The organism is Paenibacillus sp. FSL R5-192 (assembly GCF_000517845.1).
In the GTDB taxonomy this organism is placed as follows: domain Bacteria; phylum Bacillota; class Bacilli; order Paenibacillales; family Paenibacillaceae; genus Paenibacillus; species Paenibacillus amylolyticus.
This window is the reverse complement of the sequence record NZ_ASPR01000021.1, coordinates 109734-129839: the sequence shown is the minus strand read 5'-3', so window position 1 is coordinate 129839 and position 20106 is coordinate 109734. Positions and strand designations below refer to the sequence as shown.

General features: G+C 47.3%; 17 protein-coding genes. 8 read left to right on the top strand and 9 right to left on the bottom strand.

Annotation, left to right across the window (positions count from 1 at the left end):
• Positions 1 to 219: 219 nt before the first annotated feature.
• Both C161_RS17345 and C161_RS17340 read left to right on the top strand, forming a co-directional pair.
• Positions 220 to 1263 (top strand): LCP family protein, encoded by a 1044-nt coding sequence (locus C161_RS17345; protein ID WP_327196801.1) that lies wholly within the window; start codon positions 220 to 222, stop codon positions 1261 to 1263.
• Between the two features lie 189 nt (positions 1264 to 1452).
• Positions 1453 to 4041, top strand: coding sequence for a DUF2339 domain-containing protein (locus C161_RS17340; protein ID WP_036671663.1), 2589 nt, complete (start codon positions 1453 to 1455; stop codon positions 4039 to 4041).
• A 374-nt stretch (positions 4042 to 4415) separates the two neighbouring features.
• On the opposite strand, the gene C161_RS32395 is transcribed toward C161_RS17340, so the two are convergent.
• Positions 4416 to 4571, bottom strand: a complete 156-nt coding sequence (locus C161_RS32395) for a hypothetical protein (RefSeq protein WP_156946129.1) — start codon at positions 4569 to 4571, stop codon at positions 4416 to 4418.
• 234 nt (positions 4572 to 4805) lie between these two features.
• On the opposite strand from C161_RS32395, the gene C161_RS17335 reads away from it, so the two are divergent.
• Positions 4806 to 5477: an FHA domain-containing protein gene (locus tag C161_RS17335; protein WP_036671661.1), complete on the top strand. Its 672-nt coding sequence runs from the start codon at positions 4806 to 4808 to the stop codon at positions 5475 to 5477.
• A gap of 26 nt (positions 5478 to 5503) precedes the next feature.
• Positions 5504 to 6082, top strand: coding sequence for a class I SAM-dependent methyltransferase (locus tag C161_RS17330; protein WP_036671660.1), 579 nt, complete (start codon positions 5504 to 5506; stop codon positions 6080 to 6082).
• 231 nt (positions 6083 to 6313) lie between these two features.
• Here the strand turns inward: C161_RS17330 and C161_RS17325 are convergent, their stop codons facing one another.
• From C161_RS17325 to C161_RS17315, 3 genes are read right to left on the bottom strand one after another with little or no spacing between them, the layout of a single operon-like run.
• Positions 6314 to 8620, bottom strand: a complete 2307-nt coding sequence (locus C161_RS17325) for a carbohydrate-binding domain-containing protein (protein WP_036671658.1) — start codon at positions 8618 to 8620, stop codon at positions 6314 to 6316.
• Positions 8621 to 8647: 27 nt separating this feature from the next.
• Positions 8648 to 9328, bottom strand: a complete 681-nt coding sequence (locus C161_RS17320) for a DUF4956 domain-containing protein (protein WP_036612177.1) — start codon at positions 9326 to 9328, stop codon at positions 8648 to 8650.
• Positions 9321 to 10139 carry a polyphosphate polymerase domain-containing protein gene (locus tag C161_RS17315; protein ID WP_036671656.1) on the bottom strand — a complete coding sequence of 273 codons (819 nt, stop codon included), beginning with the start codon at positions 10137 to 10139 and terminating at the stop codon, positions 9321 to 9323. The genes C161_RS17320 and C161_RS17315 overlap by 8 nt, the downstream gene beginning before the upstream one ends.
• A gap of 252 nt (positions 10140 to 10391) precedes the next feature.
• On the opposite strand from C161_RS17315, the gene C161_RS17310 reads away from it, so the two are divergent.
• The 3 genes from C161_RS17310 (at position 10392) to C161_RS17300 (ending at position 12837) form a co-directional block, all read left to right on the top strand.
• On the top strand, positions 10392 to 11069 hold the full coding sequence (locus C161_RS17310; protein WP_036671704.1) for a response regulator transcription factor: 678 nt from the start codon (positions 10392 to 10394) through the stop codon (positions 11067 to 11069).
• Entirely contained in the window at positions 11069 to 12412 is a 1344-nt protein-coding gene (locus C161_RS17305) for a sensor histidine kinase (RefSeq protein WP_036671655.1), read from the top strand. The genes C161_RS17310 and C161_RS17305 overlap by 1 nt, the downstream gene beginning before the upstream one ends.
• Before the next feature lie 137 nt (positions 12413 to 12549).
• On the top strand, positions 12550 to 12837 hold the full coding sequence (locus C161_RS17300; protein ID WP_390925617.1) for a hypothetical protein: 288 nt from the start codon (positions 12550 to 12552) through the stop codon (positions 12835 to 12837).
• Positions 12838 to 13454: 617 nt separating this feature from the next.
• On the opposite strand, the gene C161_RS17295 is transcribed toward C161_RS17300, so the two are convergent.
• The gene (locus C161_RS17295; protein WP_036671654.1) at positions 13455 to 14222 is read right to left on the bottom strand and encodes an SDR family NAD(P)-dependent oxidoreductase; all 768 of its coding nucleotides are present in this window, start codon (positions 14220 to 14222) and stop codon (positions 13455 to 13457) included.
• Positions 14223 to 14417: 195 nt separating this feature from the next.
• On the opposite strand from C161_RS17295, the gene C161_RS17290 reads away from it, so the two are divergent.
• Positions 14418 to 15056: a TetR/AcrR family transcriptional regulator gene (locus tag C161_RS17290; RefSeq protein WP_036671653.1), complete on the top strand. Its 639-nt coding sequence runs from the start codon at positions 14418 to 14420 to the stop codon at positions 15054 to 15056.
• Between the two features lie 232 nt (positions 15057 to 15288).
• Here C161_RS17290 and cobA read toward each other — a convergent pair whose 3' ends face one another.
• The 4 genes from cobA to nirB are packed head-to-tail and all read right to left on the bottom strand — an operon-like array spanning position 15289 to position 19750.
• Positions 15289 to 16059, bottom strand: coding sequence for a uroporphyrinogen-III C-methyltransferase (gene cobA / locus C161_RS17285; protein WP_036671651.1), 771 nt, complete (start codon positions 16057 to 16059; stop codon positions 15289 to 15291).
• Positions 16056 to 16937, bottom strand: coding sequence for a formate/nitrite transporter family protein (locus tag C161_RS17280; RefSeq protein WP_036671649.1), 882 nt, complete (start codon positions 16935 to 16937; stop codon positions 16056 to 16058). Before C161_RS17280 ends, cobA begins: the two co-directional genes overlap by 4 nt.
• 37 nt (positions 16938 to 16974) lie before the next feature.
• The gene (gene nirD / locus C161_RS17275; protein ID WP_036671647.1) at positions 16975 to 17292 is read right to left on the bottom strand and encodes a nitrite reductase small subunit NirD; all 318 of its coding nucleotides are present in this window, start codon (positions 17290 to 17292) and stop codon (positions 16975 to 16977) included.
• Positions 17293 to 17308: 16 nt separating this feature from the next.
• On the bottom strand, positions 17309 to 19750 hold the full coding sequence (gene nirB, locus C161_RS17270; RefSeq protein ID WP_036671645.1) for a nitrite reductase large subunit NirB: 2442 nt from the start codon (positions 19748 to 19750) through the stop codon (positions 17309 to 17311).
• Positions 19751 to 20106 lie beyond the last annotated feature (356 nt).

Below are 20106 nucleotides of genomic sequence, written 5' to 3'. Positions count from 1 at the left end.
AGCATATGCTTACGAAGTATGTTTCCTTCGGAAACATTTTAGTTGCTCACGTAGTTTTCCCTACGCTCCGCTACTCCATTTCTAGCTTCATTCCATCTTCTCGGTACTGAAAATCAGACTTTTTGAACATGCATTTGTATAGCAGATTATAACGTAATCTATTGAAAACGTGTTATTAATATAGTTAAATGATTCTAAGAACCCGTTATTAAAGGAGATATGATGGAAAACAGTGCCGCACATTTAACAAGACGGAAGCCGAAGAAACCGAAGAAGAAATGGAAGAAGCCATTAATCATCACCCTAAGTGTGCTGCTTGTGTTGGGAGGACTCGGATTTATTTATCAAAAGCAACTCGTCGTGTTTGCCTTTAATTTGTTTGCTTCAGCTACAGTGAAGGATGCCTTGGATGACTCCTTTGTACCAGCTGGCGATAAGGATGCCCCTGTTGTGGAACATACCGACCCGTTCTCGCTCTTGCTGCTGGGTATTGACCAACGAGATAACGAACCAAGCCGTTCGGATACCATCATCTATTCCGTCGTGCGTCCAGAAGACAATAAAGTGCTGCTGCTGTCCATTCCACGTGATTCCTATACCGAGATTGTCGGCCGGGATGTGAAGTCGAAGATTAACTCGGCGTATGCCCACGGTGAAGCCAGGATGGCGATGGATACGGTTGAGAATTTGCTGGGAAACAAAGTGGATTTCTATGCCGCGATTAATTTTAACGGGCTCAAGGATATTGTTGATGCGGTGGGTGGTGTTGAACTGCCAATCAAGAAAAATATTGAGAACAAGCTCAAAATTCATGAGAAGCTGTTTGTTGAAGCGAATAAACCGATCTATAGCGGTGAAGAAGCGCTTGGTTATGTGCGTTACCGGGAAGATTCCGATTTCAATCGGACGATGCGTCACCGGATTTTCCTAAGTGCCTTCATGAATCGTGCACTGGAAGTCAAAAATCTGACCAAGATCCCGGACGTAATCCAGATTGCCGGATCGAATTTTACAACCAATATGACCTCGGACTTTATCGTAAAATTTGCCGAGTCCTTATATATGAAAGATAGCATACCAACGATCAGCAATTACATGTTGAAGGGTGAGGGTGCAACGCGCAGTGGCACATGGTACTACGATCTGTCGGAGGACGATCTGCAATATGTGCGTGGCATGATCGCCAGTTGGCTGGACCCGGATGCGACCGAGATTATTGAACCGGAGTCAACCGAACAATCGGAGACGAGTGATGCGGCATAAGCATCCATTCTTGTGCAAATGCTCATATGAATATAAGTCCGGCGAAGCAGTTGCTTCCCGGCTTTTTTGCGTTTGAGATCCTACGGATGAAATATTGCACAGATATATCTAATGTTTAAACCTCTTTTTATGGCATACATATAGTAAAATATAGGGAAAAGATTAAACATCAACCAACGGAGGAAGCTCATGAAGGAGTTTAAGGATCGGCTTCAACAGGTTCAGGAGCAGCAAAAGCAACTGGCGAAGGAGTATCACGCCCTGCTCCAGGAGTACCAGTCCGATGACCTGATCGTTCAGAATGAACAGTTACAGGAACAGTATGAAGCCCACAAGCTCAAGCTGCAACAGCTCGAACTTCGCTCACGCAAGATGGAAGAAGAGAATGCACGTCTTCGCATGGCGTTATCCGAACAGATGCTGGATGAAAAGCTGAATCTGATCCGGGTATCGCGGGAGAAGATGGAGACCTATTTTCAAGGGAAAACAGCAGTACATAATGATCGAATTGCATTCCATGAGCATCGAACCAAATCCAATCTAAACGCGCTGTACAACCAGGCAGCACAGGAGTTGCAAGAGGACTCCCACGAGGTGAAGGAGAGGATTGCTTACCTTGCGGCAGAGGTGAATGAGCGCATTGAATCGCACAGACGAGCTGTACGGGATAGAGAAGAGGCTCTGCGTGGGCACATGGAACGTGGATATGAGCATATGGCGGAGGAAGGGTTGAGCGAAGAGACTATTCAACGCCGGATCAAGCAGAATCGCATGGAGATGAAGATTGGACTCAGCTGGATCAACAAGGTAGCCATCCTGCTCCTCATTCTGGGGGTTGGAGCAGCGTTCCAATACTCGTACTCGACCTGGTTCAATGACGAGATGAAGAGTGGAGCCTTTTTCCTGCTCGGTGCACTGATGCTTGCTGGAGGAGAGTGGCTGTTCCGCCGCAAAAGGCAGACGTTTGCGATGGGGCTGCTCGGCGGTGGGATATCCGTGTTGTTCGGCTCCGTCTTCTATAGTTACTTTTTACTGCATATTATCGGGTTATATACGGGACTTGCCCTGTCTGTATTGGTATCGGCAATTTCCGTATTGTTGTCCTTGAGATACCAGTCGAAGACCATCTGTTCACTAGGTTTGGTAGGCGGATATCTTCCGTTATTCTCCTACATGTTCTCGTTCGGGCTTGAGGGCCCTGCTGTCTATGTAGCCATGATCTATCTGCTGCTCTTAAACGGAATTATTGTGTTCATTTCGTTTGGCAAAAGGTGGCCGGTGGTGCACTATATCAGTTTCCTGTTCAATACACCATCCATGCTCATCCTCTTATGGCTGTCGCCAAGTGAGAAGATTGGCATGTTGTATTCCATTGTGACGTTTGTATTATATCTGGGCATTACACTGGCATATCCGTTCAAACACCGAATGAAGTTAACCTGGTGGGATTTCGCTCTACTCGCCATGAATACGAGCATTAGTTGTCTGATGTTATACGTATTATTTGATGTGGCGGATTGGAATGATGCTCAGGGCTTGCTGGCGTTGATCTTCTGCGTGGTGTATCTGGGCCTCGCACGATTCGTTCAGCGCCATATGGCTCAGGAGAAACAGACGATATTACTCTTCTATGTCACTTCCCTGACCTTTGCCATTCTGATTATTCCGTTCCAGTTCGGGGCCAAGTGGTTATCGATGGGCTGGTTGATCGAAGGGGTTCTGCTGGTTACGCTTGGACATCTGAAACGGTTCAAATCGGTGGAACGTGCCGGATGGGGCATCGTTCTTCTATGTCTAATCACTTTTGTGTACTACGATCTGCTGGCGCTATTCTTCATCGGGGAACGTTCTTACTTCATGTTAAAATACTCCAGTATCACGCTGGGAACTGTGCTTATTACACTGTATTATGCCTGGGCAGTTCACAGCAACTCATCTTCCAAAGAGAGATTTAATTACAGCCCGCTGGAGCTGGGTTTTCTGAACGGATTCAAGTATGTGACACTTGCGAATCTGTGGTTATATGTGCTGTATGAGTCGAATGAATTGTATACCAGAGCTGTCGATGGGACGTTCCTGTTATACATGTTCTACAAGTTGCTTATGTTCGCAGCGCTCACCATTGCGTTGGCCTATGGACTGAACAAAGTGAAGCTGCTGCGTGATCAATACGTGCAGGTGTATATCACCTTCTTGCATGCTATTGGTTGCTGTATTGCACTGGCCGTAACCTTAACCATGCCAGCGCTTCAGCCGGAAGTTCAACAGCATACAGCGGCAGAGATTGTTGGTTTGCTGGTGTTAATTATCTTTAACGTAGGGGTATTCTTTGCAGGAAGGGATCTGCTGATTGCCGGCATCCGCGGGCAGTTCAAGAGCATTGAATGGTACCCGGTTATCGCAGGGGTGTATCTGATGGGTGTCATCACCGTCTTCCTGACGATTCAGTTCCAGTGGGGTGATGTGGGGCTGATGTTCAGCCTGATCTATCTGCTGCTCGCGATTCTCTATATTGCCTATGGATTCCGTAGAAAATATGTCATGATTCGGCGTCTGGGCCTGGGACTAACGTTGTTCGCCACGGGTAAGATGGTGTTCTATGATGTGGGGATGCTTACCTCAGGCAGCAAAATCTTTGCCTATTTCAGCTTCGGCGTTCTATTGCTTGGGATCTCTTACCTGTATCAGAAGGTGTCCAGCCGGATGGAGGAAGTACAGTCCAGAGTGACAGCGAAGCCTGACGACGAGCCGACTGTGCCGGAGGAAGACCAAGATTGATTTGGGTTTTGAACGATTGTATTTACCTTTGCGATTATCGGAGGAGGGATTCTTGAAATGGGATTCGACCTGAAAATTATGCTATGGCAACTGTTATGGATTGCTGGCCCTGTAGCTCTTATCGTGTATGCGTGGAGGAAATTCGGTGTGAGAAAGAAGCGACAATGACGTGAGTGCGGATGGTGGTAGTGTTCACTGTCGACTTCACTTCGCTTTGGGAAATAAGTCGTGTAATATAGATTTTTTGGATTAAAATGAGGCTCCGGGCTGCTGTGACCAGCAATCTGGGGCCTTATTGATGTGAGTCTATGGCTTAGCCTAATATGACATTCGTGAAACGTTTTGCGCGGAGATCACGTTATAATAGAGTAGACTTAGGGCTGGATCTTCATTTGTAACCATGAGTTTTCGGCAGCCGAGGTGCCTTTCAGTGATTCTCCGCCATCATCATTCATACGGGAGAGCACGGTTAATGTCATGGACAGGGCAAAGGCGAGCAATACGTATATGAAAATATTTTTTTTGTTCATTAGAAGGTACCTCTCTTGTTGAATGAGCTAAAGTAGACATCCGGCCGTCATGAGAAAAAAAGCACAACGTCTGGTATAGTAGAGTGAGTAGAACCGAACATAAATCGTTCCTGTATACCACTATATTGAAGTATAGCGGTGCAAACAATGGAACAAATCTGATGAATTTATCATTATTGTTGAAGATATGTTTATAGAGATCGAGTGAGTGATCATTGAAGGTGGGAGAATAACATGCGGGAGACGGCAAAAATCGTCATTCGTACGCCAGGACAGGAAAGTGACGGCTCATTCGCTTATGTAAGCCAGGGTCGCTCCATTACGGTGGGACGTTATACAGGCGGTAGTGAATTGGACTTGTCTGTCTATAATCAGATGATATCGAAGCGGCATTGCCGCATTCATTATGATGTACAGCAACAGTTATGGATCGAGGATCTGGATAGCAAAAATGGAACCGAACTGAACGGGCAGCGCCTCGTTCCCTATGAGAAATATCCGTTTGGCGAAGGAGACAGCCTGACGTTGGTCAACGGCTTGATCCAACTTCGCACGGAAGGCGATCTTGGAGAGACGAGGGAATATCGTGTGTCGGATCTGCTGGGTGAGGGCGTACGTTTACTGGATCACCTGCAAACCGTACAGATCGGCGAAGTGGAGATTCCGCTGTCCAAGAAGGAGTACCAGCTGTTCAAGTTGCTGTATAGTCAACTGGACCACTTTGTGACAAGGGAACAGATTGTGGCTCAGGTGTGGCCAGAGCGTAGTATGCTGGAGAGTGAAGCGGTAGGGATCGACGAGATTAATTCGCTAATCTATCGGACGAATCGCAAGCTGGGTGTACATTTTACCATCAAGTCCGTTTATAAAAAGGGTGTATATATGAAGTCTCATGTGCCGGAATGAATGAGTGATAACAAAGGGATGAGTTCATGTTCATCATTTACCTGATTCCATGGCTGATTGCTGTGGTGACATTGATATGTGTCATATCTATCGTACTTGTTAGTTGGAAAAACGGGATTTCCCCGATGCCCACATCCAGTCGTGTAAGACAGGTGGTTATACAGGAAGTAAACCGCATTCCAGGGTACGGGGATGTGCTCGAAGCCGGCTCCGGATGGGGTACATTGGGACTGGATGTTGTAAGGCATTGCCCTGGCAAAAGGCTGACCGGGATTGAGAATTCGAGAATTCCCTTATGGTCTTCCCAAATAATTGCCTATCTCAGTGTTCGCTTACGTCGAGCCAAGGGAAACAAGCACTCTCTCAAGGGCAGGCTGCGCTTCATGCGCGGAGACATCTACACCAGTTCCTATGAACATGCAGATTGTGTGATTTGTTATCTGTTCCCGGGAGCCATGACCCGGCTTCTGGACAAGTTCAGTCGAGAGCTTCCGCCGGGTGCCAAGGTGATTAGTGTCTGTTTTGCGCTGCCAGGAAAAGAACCGCTACGTACCATTACATGCCGGGATGCCTTGCGCACCAAGGTGTATGTGTATTCCTTTTAAAGAAAAGAACAGGAAAGTGATCACCAGTTTTTTGCTCAGCTGGAGTGCTGTAAATCTTCTGCCATAACGTTAATGGATGAAAGAGTGTGCTCCATATCATAGTAATGCAGATACCACGTAAGAACGAGGATACGAAAAAGGCCCCGAACTCACTATGAAGTGATTCGGGGCCTTTTTGTCTCGGCTTTGAGTTAGGGCAAGAGATTGCTTGATTATTGCTTACCGCACGTATTACTTTGCAGAATCGGTGGTGCCTGTTGTGTCCGTGGTTGTACCGGATTGGGATCTGTTTCTGCCGCCTCCAAATCCGCCTTGTCCACCGCCGCCACCAGGACCGCCCATACCTGTATTGGCAGTGGTTACACCAGATTCATTCACCCAAGTCACATTACTGGTCGATTGGAAGGCAACCACTTGAGTTCCACCACTATAGGTACCGTCTGTATAGAGTCCATCCACCGCTTTACCTGTAGACGTACCACCGGAGTAGATCACGTATGAACCATCTTTCGCAAGATCCGGGGAGCTGACAACCACGGTTTGATAATCTTTTGCTGGTGCAAACGTCAGAATGTTGTTGCCTTCGCTATCTTGTACATGTACAAGTGTTCCAGCTTTTTGCGTTGCAGGGAATGTCATCACAATGGTATTTTGTGTAGACGCATCGGATGTTCCTTGTGCCATACCAGAGCTTCCGCCAGCCACGAGGTACCCACCGCTGATTTCAAATGTGCCGTCATAATCCAATGCTCCGTTGCCGCTATCCGTCGGTCCGTTCACAATAACCGTTCCACCAGTCATGTTGATGGAACCATTGGAATCCAGTCCGTCACCACCTGCGTTCACCGTGAGTGTACCGCCGTTAATGTGGAACTCGTTATTGCTCGCTGCTGCACCACCCATACCGCCCGGTCCACGTCCTTGCTGATTAAGAGCTGTACCTTGGGATGCCTGATCGGTAGTTGATGTTGTGCCTGTCGTTTCAGTTACAGAGATGTTCGATATCGTTGCGGCATCGGTTGCTGTAGTAGTGCTATCTGTACTTGCCGCTGTATTCGCAGCTGTTTCCGTCTCGCCACCTGCAGCATTTACGCCATCATCGGATGCCGTTACATCTACATCCCCATCGTTCAGGGTGATCATTGCACCTTCAAGTCCTTCATAGCTCTTCGCAATCGTGATTTTTCCGCCGTTAATCGTCAGGGCCTGATCGGCATGAATGCCGTCATCACCAGATTCAATGTTGAATGTTCCGTCGTTGACTGTCACGTTATTGTTGCTGTGCAGGGAATCATCCATGGAATCAATGGTATACGTACCTCCATTAACCGTAAGGTCTGTACCTGCTTTGAGTGCTTTGGCACTTGTGGACTCCGTTGCTGTTGTAGCTGTGTCCGCATCGGCATTGTTATCCGTTGTTGTTGTTGTTGTGTTGGCGGAGTTGGATGCTGCTGCGCCGTTTGTATTAGCACCTGCATTTGTACCGCTGTTATTGGGCATCTCCGGCATATCTGCAGGAGGTTCGCCATCTGGTGGTGTGTCCATATCGGTTGGACGTGTGCCACCACCCCATCCACCGCCGCCGCCAAATGGACCTTCTTCTACTTTGGCTGGTGCATTGGCGCTACCGCCGCCCGTTACAATGTTGTATGTGCCGCCATCCGTAACAAGTGCGGTTTCAGCTTGAATGCCATCATTGCCACTTTGGATATCGAAAGTACCTCCTGCGATAGCAACGTAACCTTTGGTGGTATCTGTATCATTGGTTGATTTAATGCCGTCGCCTTCGGCTTCAATGGTAATCGTACCGGCTTGAATGGCGACCATATCTTTACCTTTGATGCCGTCATCGGCTGCTTTGACACGGATGTTACCACTAATGATCTTCAGATCATCCTTGCTCGTAATACCTTCATTATAGTTACCTGTGACGGTCAATTGACCTGCACCATTGAATGTAAGATCTGCTTTGCTGAAGATTGCAGCATCAGGCTCATCTGTCGTAGCGTCGGCGTACACATACGTTTTACCATCGGAAACGGTATTCTTGGTTCCTTTTTCGAGTGTAATCACTGCTTTACCAGCCTTCTGAATGTAGATCGCGGCACTGTCATTATCATGAATTGTTGCTCCGTTTAATACGAGATGTACGGTGCCTTTATCGGCAACGTTGACCACGATCTGGCCATCCGTTAGCTCACCGCTAAGTACATAAGTACCTGCTTCAGAGATGGTTACCGAACCATTCGCTGCTTTGGCGCCCGAACCGGTTACCGTTGCAGTTGTTCCGTTCAGCTTAATCGCTGTGGAATCTGCCTCACTCCAGCTAATATTTGTATCGTCAGCATCCAGAGAGACCAGATCGGCGTATTTTACAGAAGTTTGCTCGCTGACAGATACCGTTTTGGTTGTTCCTGTCGTTGACGTTGCGGCATTGGCCGTTGTGCTTGTGGTTGCTGGTGAACTGCATGCTGCGAGTAGGCTGGTAATCATGGCGATGGACCAAAGTTTGCTACCTGTTATCATGTTTTTCTTCATATTGGATCGTTCCCTTCGAATTAAAAATTAATATTCCGTTGTTGGACTCATGGTTAAGGAGATATCCAGGTTGCCGTTCCGTGTACGGATGGCGTCGAGGAATTCCTTTTGGCTAACACTTTCGTGAATGGTTACACTGTAGACCAGCTCATACAGACTGCCGAGTTCGGTCGTTCTGATTTTTTTCAGATCAAAAGGTACATTGAATGTATGGAACACTTCATTGAGTGCTTCTTCATAGCTTAAGTTTTCGGGAATGGTGACTTTCAGCGTTTTCAACTGACTTTTCTTGCCGCCGAAGTTGAAGCGACTCAGTACAAACATCAGTACACACAGGATAATGGTGAACAGCACCGCGTATCCAAAAGCGCCTACACCGCAGGCAAGACCGGAAGCCATCGTGAACAATACGTAAGCAATGTCTTTTGGATCACCAGGGGCACTTCGGAATCGGATGATCGAGAAGGCACCTGCCAAGCTGAAAGCTCGTGCGATGTTGCTGCCGATGAGCAGGATGATGATGGCGACAATGACGGGCAGGACAACCATCGTTAAGGTGAAGCTCTGGGAGTATGTGCTTTGGTTAGTCTTCATGTAGGTAAGGCTGATGACCAATCCCAGAATGATGGCAAGACCAATGGTAATGACTGCGTTGTTAAACGTCAGGTTAGTATCGGTTAGGGCTGAACTGAACAGTGAATCAAGCATATAGGACACGCTCTCTTTCTATAATCGTTTTATCTTGTTCTATGGATGGGTCGAAATCGGTACCTGGTACAAGAATGCGCTCCGTCTGGTAATTCAGGTTCGTTGTTCTCGCGAGATGTCTGTACTCGTTGCCGTATTTGGAGAATCCGGTGCGATAGAGACCATGTTCGGACAGCAGTTGTGACAACCACATCGGAACGGTTTTCTCGGCCTTCACTTCCATCAGCCATCGACCGTCCTTCACCAGCGGTTCACCGTAATCTCCCTGTTCGAGCTTCAGATCATATCTGCGGCTACGAATGTTGGTGTCAAAGGTAATGCGAAGATCGCGGCTGTTCTTGTCGAAGAGTGCTTTGCGTTCATATGCCAGATACACTTTCGGTTCCAGATCGTATACCCGAAGAAAATATTTGATCTCTTCGACAACTTGTTTGTTCATGTAATCCGCGAGCTCTGGCGCCTGTCCCGAACGGACGAATTCATATGCTTCATCCAGCTTCAAAGCTGTTCTGCGCTTGTTCACCAGGCCAAATACTTTCTTTTTGATCTCCAGATACACTCTGGCATTCTCTTCAGGGATTCCATAAGCCCGCAGTCTCAGCTTCTCCTTGTATTTTGGTTTGGAGAGACTGGCGCGGATCAGCGAATCTTGCGGAGTGTCGAAGTACAGGTTACTGATGGAGTAGTACTCATGTTTCTTGTTGTAGGCATCCAGCTCCATGTATTTCAGCAGGTCATTGTAGAAATGTGCGTACTGTTCATCCGTCAGAAGATACTTGCTCTCATATCGGTTGAATACTTCAATAGCCATGTGGGACTCAGTCCTTTCGTTGTTGGTTGTATGTTTTGTTGCATCGTGTATTGCTTCCATGTCTGTATCTTAGAGCCCCAACCTTGAATGAATCTTAAATGGTTTTACATTGCGTTAACATTTTTTTACCTTCCTATAATAGTGCGCATACACAAAATGAATTAAGATTGATTCAAGGTTTGATTGATAGAATAAGAACATATCAAACAAGTCCATTGAGAGAAATAATTCAAGCAGAGGAATGAATAGATGATGAGAATATTAATTGCGGAAGATGAGGTTCATTTGGCAGAGGCTGTATCGCAGATTTTGAAAAAAAACAATTACTCCGTGGATATGGTCCACGACGGCAGATCAGGATTGGATTATGCGCAGAGCGGCATCTACGACCTGTTACTACTCGACATCATGATGCCGGAGATGGACGGGATCACCATCCTGAAGAAACTTCGCAGTGAAGGCAATCATACGCCTGTCATTCTGCTTACTGCGAAAGGTGAACTATCGGACAAAGTCACAGGCCTCGATTATGGTGCCGATGATTATATCGCCAAGCCTTTTGCCACAGAGGAATTGCTGGCCCGGATTCGTGCAGCCTTACGACGGAAGGGCGAAGTGGTTCCCGAGGATGGACTGAAATTCGGTGATATTGAGCTGAATACAACTCAGTTGAAGCTGAGTGTTCAGGGGAAGGAGATCAAGCTGAATCTGAAGGAGAATGAACTGCTGGAGCTGTTGATTGCCCGCAAACAGGCGATTACCTCCAAAGAGCAGATTATTGAGAAGTTATGGGGCTTTGATTCGGAAGTGGAGTATAACAATGTGGAAGTATATATCTCTTTTTTACGCAAAAAATTAACCTTCCTGAACTCTGCCGTCCGCATTAACACGATTCGGGGTGTGGGGTATGTGCTTGAGGTGACGTCCTGATGTTCAAGAAACTTCGAAATCGATTCTTGATCGTGAATCTGGTGTCCATCTCCATTATGATGCTGGTGGCATTTGCGACGATCTATACGATTACTTATCAGAATGTGCAACGTGAGACCAATATGGAGTTGTACAAGGTGTCTGATTTCTATCACAGTCCTTATAATTCATCCAAGATGCCGCGCGGGGAAGGGCAGGGTTCCGGTACAGGTGGTAATACAGGCTCAAGTTCCGGTTCAGATTCGTTTCCTTCCGATACCATGGGTGGTGATAATGGAGGACCGGGAGGTGATCCCAACTCACCTCCGGCACGTTCCGTTTCGTTCATGATTAAGACGGATGATAAGTGGAAGATTACGGATACACATTCCCGATTTGATATGGAAGATACGTTCTACACCGAGGCGCTGCAAAAGGTTGACCAGAATAAAGTTGGTGATTCGGAACGGCAGACGGGGCAATTTGCGCTGGATGGAACGGACTGGGCTTATGTGGTTGATCCGAGCGGTGACGGGCATATGATCGTATTTATTGATGTGACGGCACAACAAGGCATTCTGACGAATCTGATCTATACCTTTGCTATTGTTGGACTGGTCATGTTGATTGTGATCTACTTCCTGAGCCGTTATTTTGCCAATCGCTCCATTGCACCAGTCAGAGAAGCGTTTGAGAAGCAAAAACAATTCATCGGTGATGCTTCACATGAGCTGAAGACACCTCTGGCGATCATCAATACCAATGCCGACGTACTGCTTGCCAATCAGGAGGATACTATAGCAAACCAAGCGAAGTGGCTGCACTATATCAAGTCGGAAACCGAGCGCATGACGGGACTTACGAATGATCTGCTCTATCTGACACAGATGGATGACTCACGCTCCACGATGATTCATGCGAAGTTCAATATGAGCGATGCGGTGGAGAGTATTATTTTGCCGATGGAGGCCGTTATTTTTGAAAAAAATATTTCCCTCGACTACAACATTGAGCCGAATCTTACGGTTCATGGGAACAGTGAGCAGATCAAACAGGTCATTCTGATCCTACTCGATAATGCGGTGAAGTATTCCGGTCCAAAAGGCGCCGTAAACGTCACCCTTGAGAAACAGAATAATGATGTCATGCTGGCCGTATCCAACACAGGTGAAGGCATTGCGCCGGAACATCTGGATCGGATCTTCGATCGATTCTATCGTACGGATTCTTCAAGAGCCCGCAAACATGGTGGGCATGGTCTGGGTCTGGCGATTGCTCGTTCCATTGTGGATCAGCACAAAGGAGAGCTATACGCTCGAAGTGTAGTCGGAGAGGGTGCTACATTTTACGTGCGGTTGTCGTAGGGGCAGAGTGATGAGCCGGCTCCACACTAACCTTCGCTACCGCTATATAATCGTTCTTCAGGCATAAGTTCTGCCTGTAATGGGTTAACCTATGCTACAATTGCAACAGTATGTATGAATCAAGGAGATGACTGAACGTGGCAGAAGCAAATGCAATTAATGAACAAGAAATGATGCAGTATATTGCAGATAAAACGAAGGCAAGCCAGGAGAATATCGCCCTTGTGTTGAAGCATGAGCAAGCGTACATCAACAAGGCGCACGAAAATTCCAAAGGTAACGATGTGGATATTGACGGCGATGATCTGGCTGACTATATCCTTAGTCGTAAAGATGTGAAGCTGGATGAGTTGACCGTGGAAAGCATCCTGGATGCGGAGATGGACTACTTGATGGACAAGGGTCACGCGGGATACGTCGATTAAGTTAAGTGTAGGCAAAATCTAACGAATCTCACACGCGCTATTCGGGTATTTCTCGCTCGATTGGGAATGTAACGAATCTCAGACACGTTATTCTCTGGATTTTAGGACTTTCCCATGCAGTTAAAGCATTTCCGCGGAATTAGCGTGTCTGAGATTCGTTAGTTCGGGAAATAAGCGCTTTTTGCCGAAATAAGGTGCCCTAGGTTCGTTAGAGTAACTTAGAGTGATCACAAGGTGCAACGAGGCGTTAACTGGCTGTTTCAAAAGTACATTTTCACAGATGCGGCCTAATGAATAGCAAGTGTTGAACTGTCAAAAAGACCTCAACTCCACAATACTGTGGTGTTGAGGCCTTTTTTAGATTGTAGTGACCAGGCATCCCTTCGGGAACACCTGTCGGTATAACTTTTCTAAGAATGGACTTTAAGTTCTATCGGATCTGACCACTATATCGGATCATTTGTCGAGTCTCGCTATGAGTAAAGTTCGATGAGTGTTGACCTATCGGACAACCTTACCGCATCACTCATCTGTTTGCCCTACAGTCGTCCCTATTGGACATCGCTGTAAGGTGAGATTTTTAGGCAATCCCTATCAATCCCACCGTTTATAGCTTCTTATTGACCCACCATACCGCCATCTACGGTGTAAAGGGAAGCTGTTACATAGGATGCTTCTTCGGACAACAGGAAGTTCATTACCGCAGCCACTTCTTCCGGTTCACCGTAACGGCCCATTGGAATGCTGGACACGGTTGCTGATTGATAATCTTCCACGTTACCAGAATTAGCTTCGATCTGGCGCATCATACGTGTGTTGATTGTGCCTGGCAATACAGCGTTAACCCGGATATTATAAGGTGCCAATTCATTTGCAGCGGTACGCGTGAGACCAACTACGGCATGTTTGGACATAATATATGGAGATACAGCAGGTGCACCCATCAGACCCGCGAGGGAAGAGGTATTAAGAATCGCACCGGATTTCTGTTTTTTCATCACTGGAATGACATTTTGCAGACCCAGGAATACTCCACGAATGTTGACGTTATATACGGTGTCGAGTGCTTCAACACTCAGGTCTTCGATCAGCCCTGTTGGACCTTCAATTCCGGCATTGTTGGCAAAATAATCGATTCGACCAAAAGCATCTAATGCTTTTTGCACATAGTTTTTCACGTCTGCTTCTTGGGATACGTTCGCTTTTACGGCGATGACGTGCTCTTTGTCGAGGTTCAGATCAGTAATCGTCTGTTGGATAGCTTCTTCATTCAGGTCCACCAGAACCAAGTTAATTTTGCGCTCAGCAAGGCGGCGTGCCAATTCTTTACCAATGCCCCCGGCTGCTCCTGTAATAACGGCTGTATGTTTATAAGATGTACTCATGATATATCCGCTCCTTATTCATTATTGGCAGGTATTTCTCAAAAAAAGTTTCAACCTGTCGTCTATCTTTCCTGTCTCAATGTTAAGATATACATAGCAATGTGACAATAATCATTGACATCGCATATGTCAGCTATCGGACAGAGGTGTAAGCGGTGTTCATTTATATTACAATAATGAACAAAGGAGGCGAAAATGTTGATCATTGAACATCCTCAGGACCGGAGAGCACGAAGAACGCAGGATGCGATCATCGCTGCGGCGGTTTCTTTGATATTAGAGAAGGGAGCGGATGCCCTCACAATCCGGGATATTACGGAACGGGCGGATTACAACCGGGGAACCTTCTATTTACATTTTCCCGGCAAACCGGAGTTGTTGCAGTTCATTCTGGATGATTTTATGCAGGGAGTGGGGCGAGCTTATGCAGAACCATACGCACAGCTCAAAGAAGTGGACATGACTGTATTGCTGCCATCCACGATGCCTGTATTCGAATATATTGAAGCCCATCAGGATATCTTTCGTGCATTAATAACGATGCATTCAGATATGAGCTCCCGGCTGTGCAATATGTTTAGAACGTATCTAACCGAAGATTTTGTATTGGTGACCGAGGATAGTGAGTGGACGATTAATTACGACATCATGTTAAGTTATCTGGTATCTGCAACGGTAGGTGTAATCATGCATTGGGCAGAGATTGGATTCAAGTATTCTGCGCATTATATGGGAGAGCAGCTTACGGCGCTGATTAACATCAAACCGACCCGTCTGCTGATTGAACCAGGGCAGAAGGGTCGGACTATTCACGAGCGTATGCTGTTGGATTAAAGGTCGAATGAGAGTTTTGTTCTATATCACTTGAACTAAAGAATATTTACACTGCACACTCCGATGACAGAACAACCTTCCGATCGCTGTTATCCCCAGATTTTTTTGATTCCTTTATAAAGGGTAAATCCGGGGATAAAGGCGAACGCTCCGCTTCTTCAGGTCGTTTCTGTCCTCTCCGTTTTGTGTAAATGTTTAGTTCAATTGATATAGATGAAGAAATCCAATTCGATTATCCTGTCATGGAGGCGTTCGCGGCCTGTTGCATCTGAAGCAGCTGTTCGCGGATCAGAACGGACTCTCCGACCATAATCAATGCCGGATTATTCACTTGATGTAACAGGGCGAGGGAATGGAGTTCGGCAAGTGTGCCGGTAATAATCCGTTCCTCCGAAGTGGTTCCTCGTTCGATTAAAGCCGCAGGGGTGTGTCCACTTTTGCCATGGTGAAGCAATTCATGTTGAATCTGGGGCAGTTGGCTAATACCCATGTAGATGACCAGTGTATCCACACTATGGGCAAGTAGATCCCAGCGGACCGAAGATACACTTCCATCACTGCCGGTTCCCGTGACACATGCGAAGGATGAAGCAACCCCGCGATGGGTTAACGGAATAAGGGATGAAGCGGATGTACCTACAGCTGAAGTGATGCCAGGAATGATCTCAAATGCAATCCCTGCTTCCGCCAGCACAAGCGCTTCTTCACCACCACGGCCAAAGATGAACGGATCGCCACCCTTGAGTCTTACGACTTGTTTGCCTTCCGCTGCATGGGCAGCCAGCATCCGTCCAATCATCTCCTGACTCATGGAATGAAGGCCTGGAGCCTTGCCGCAGTAGATGCGGAGTGCTCCTTCACGAGCTTCAGCGAGCAATTGATCATTCACAAGCCGATCATACATAATGACATCTGCGGACTGAATACGTTTCAGGGCTTTTACCGTAATCAGTTCCGGATCTCCAGGACCAGCGCCAACAATACTAACCAGGCCCCGGCTCATGATCGTGTCCCCAATTTCGGTGCAGCATCAGAACTTGCCAATCCTGAACGACCACCCTGAATGGTTGCCAGTTTCGTCGATAGTTTCACCGGATTCCCCCAGTGGTGTGCAGCATATAGACCGAGGCCTGTAAATACAGCTCCGCCAATGAGGTTACCCAACAACACCGGGATCTGATTCCATAGCCACCAGTCAGCCATAGTGACCTGTGCACCGAGCATCATGCCTGCCGGGATGACAAACATATTTACCACAGCATGCTCAAATCCCTGAGCGAAAAATATGGTAATGGGCAGCCACATCGCTACGATTTTGCCCAGTGTAGAAGTGGACGTCATTGCCATCACTGCCCCGAGTGTGACCATCCAGTTACATAGAATGGCTTTGATGATGACCAGTACAATGCCATCCCCACCCAAGTGCTGATACCCCAATGTTTTGGTTTCACTGTTCTGGATCAGCGTTTGAATTAGAGGGTTGCTCATATCCGTACCCATCCTGGTAATGGTCAGGCCGTATAAGAGAGCATAGAATGCACATCCGAGCAGATGTCCTGTGATCACCCAAAAATAATTTCGAAGCATATCCATCCATGTAATTCTGCGTTTCAACACTGCGAGTGGAAGCATCGCAAAGTTTCCTGTCACCAATTCGAGACCCAGCAGAATAATGATGACAAATCCCGCCGGGAATATCAGTGCACCTGCCAAACCAACGGAAGTTTGAGATACAGCGGTATATGCCAGTGTGGTTGCAAAGGCAAGAATAGCCCCCGCCAGAAAACCGCGGATCAGCATCTGTACCCGATTCATTCTGGATTTGTTCTCACCAGCTTCGACCATCGATTGCAGCACTTCTGCAGGTTTAACAAAATCCATAGCGCACGCCTCCTTGATGTCAGGGTATCTCTAGCCTTTAACCTGCAATTGTGATGAAGATTTCTCCGCTGTTGCCGTCCACTTCTGTTTTGTAGGTATTCAAGCAGCCTTCATCCGGCTCGTGTACCTTGCCGCTACGCAGATCAATCTTCCAATCATGTAAAGGACAATGAACGGCCGTCCCGCATACCATGCCTTCCGACAGCTTGCCGCCCTTGTGAGGGCAGCGATTCTCGACGGCATGCAGACTTCCGTCGCTCAGTTTGAACACTGCAATTTCCGTATCCTGTATCAGGAAGGTCCGTGCTCCCTTTTCATCAATATCTGCAAGGTGTCCAATTCGGAATTTGTTCATCGCTGTTCCTCCTCTTCTAGTGGGTTACCGGCTCGGCACCGGACAGTGGGGTGAAGTTTTTACGCAATTTCTCGTCTTGAATGATTTCTTTCCAAGGATCAACCGTGTGACCCAGTGTAACTTCCAGACGTTCAACCAGAGTGAGACGTACATCCCGATCCGCCAATGCTTCCTTCACATGATCCAGACCAACCCGTTCAATCCAAGCCGCTGTTCTCTCATTCCATTTTGCGTTCTCTCTATAATATTGCAGGTAAGAGTAAGTCCACTCTTCCACTTCCGCATCGGTCTTCACCGTACAGAGCAACTCGGCTGCACGAACCTTGACTCCCGCGTTACCGCCAACATGAATCTCCCAAGCGCCATCAATGGCGACAACACCCAGATCCTTGATGGTTGCTTCAGCACAGTTCCGCGGACATCCGGAGACAGCGAGTTTCACTTTGGCCGGAGCCACCATCTTGTCGAGTTTTTTCTCCAGACGAATACCCATCTCAATGGAATCCTGTGTGCCGAATCGGCAGAACGTATTACCTACACAAGTCTTCACCGTACGAAGCGCCTTGCCATAACCAAAACCGGAAGGCATATCGAGTTCCTCCCAGATCTTCGGCAGGTTCTCTTTCTGTACACCGAGCAGATCGAGTCGTTGCCCACCCGTGAATTTCACCAACGGCACATCGTATTTCTCTGCGACAGTTGCAATCTTGATCAATTCCGCCGGGGAAGTGACACCACCATAGATCCGTGGAATAACGGAGTAGGTACCGTCTTTCTGGATATTGGCGTGATAACGTTCGTTGGTGAATTTGGATACACGCTCATCTGTGTATTCAGCCGGCCAGATCATACCGAGATAATAGTTGAGGGAAGGACGGCACTTGGAGCAACCTTCCGGTTCATTCCACCCGAGAACGTTCATGACTTCCTTAACGCTTTTGAGTCCCATCTCCTTGATCTGAGCAACAATCTCATCCCGATCATAGGATGTACAGCCACAGATGCCTTCTTTGGTCTGTTCACCTACATTATCGCCGGCATAATACGTGAGCAGGTTTTCGATAATAGGTTTGCACCCACCGCAAGAAGCGGAGGCTTTGGTACAGGATTTGATTGCACCGAGTGTATTACAGCCTTTATTCAGAACGGCGTCCCCGATGGAAGATTTGGTAACACCGTTACAACCACAGACGATCTCGTCATCCGGCATACTCGCCATTCGTTCTGCGACAGATGGACCCGAGCCTGAACCACCGGAAGGTACACCGAGCAAAATTTCTTTCTCCCGACCACTGATTTTCTCACCACTTTTAATGAGGGAAAACAGCGATGCGCCATCCGTGGTATCCCCGAACAATACAGCTCCAATGAGCTGCCCATCCTTGATCACCATCTTTTTGTACACACCATCAACGTCATCCTGAATGCGAATGCTGCGAGTGTCCGCAGCGTCTTTGAATTGTCCGGCAGAGAATACGTCCACACCGGATACTTTCAGCTTGGTAGAAGTGACTGAACCTTCGTATCCTTCGGTTGCCGCGCCAGCCAGACGTTTCGCAAGTACCATACCTTGTTCATATAATGGAGCAACCAGTCCGTAGGCAATACCGCGGTGTTCTGCACATTCGCCGACGGCAGATATACCAGGGATGCTGGTATGCATATAATCATCTACAATGACTCCACGATTCACATCGAGGCCGGTATTGCGAGCCAGTTCAATCTGAGGGCGAATCCCGACAGCCATGACAACCAGATCCGCTTCAAGCACCGTTTGATCAGTAAAACGAATGGCCTTCACTCGATGTTTGCCTGTGATTTCTTCGGTATGTTTGTTCAAAAGGAACTTCATGCCCTGTTCTTCAAGCTCACGCTGGAGCATCAGACCTGCCGGCAAATCTAGGTTCCGGTCCATCAGATGACCGTTAATATGGATGACCGTGACGTCCATGCCCAGATTGAGCAGCCCCCGCGCTGCTTCAAGTCCTAGCAATCCACCTCCAATGACGGCAGCTTTGCGATACTTTTGTGATGCTGCCATCATGGTCTCACAGTCTTTAATATCTCGGAATCCGATTACGCCTTCCTTGTTAGCGCCGGGAAGCGGGAGGATGAACGCTTGTGAACCGGTTGCCATAATCAGCTCATCATAGGCTGCGCGTACACCATTTTGAGATACAACTTCCTTGCGCTTGGTATCGATCTGAACGACCGGGTCACCCGGGTGCACCCGAATGCCGTTATCTTCGTACCAGCTCCACTCGTTGATTACGATATCTTCGATGGATGTTCCGCCTGCCAGTACAGAGGATAGCATGATCCGGTTGTAGTTGGGATGCGGCTCTGCGCCGAAGACTGTGATTTCATAAGCGTGTGGAGCAAGCTTAAGGATATGTTCGATTGTGCGGATTCCCGCCATGCCATTGCCGACCAGCACCAGTTTTTTCGTTGTACTCATTATGATTAGCCCCCTTAGGTCCATTCTGCAAACTGCCTCAAAACCTTGTCTCTAAAATCGAAAAAGCCTGTTATGCCTCGGAGGACTGCGCATATACATACGCATCCCTTGCTCCGAGATTGCAAAACAGGCTTCATTGCCGTTTCAACCAGCTACGCCGTTGTAACTGTGATCGATTCAAATATGGAGTTGTTATGGCTTAACTATAAAAGATCGATCTAACCATGTCAATATAGTTAACATAAAAAAGTATTTGAAATTTAAAGTTAATTATGTTTACATGAGTTTATTGGAATATCGAATGGACGACGAAGTTTTACGAGTATATCTTCTTAGTTTAAAGGCTTCTAGATAAC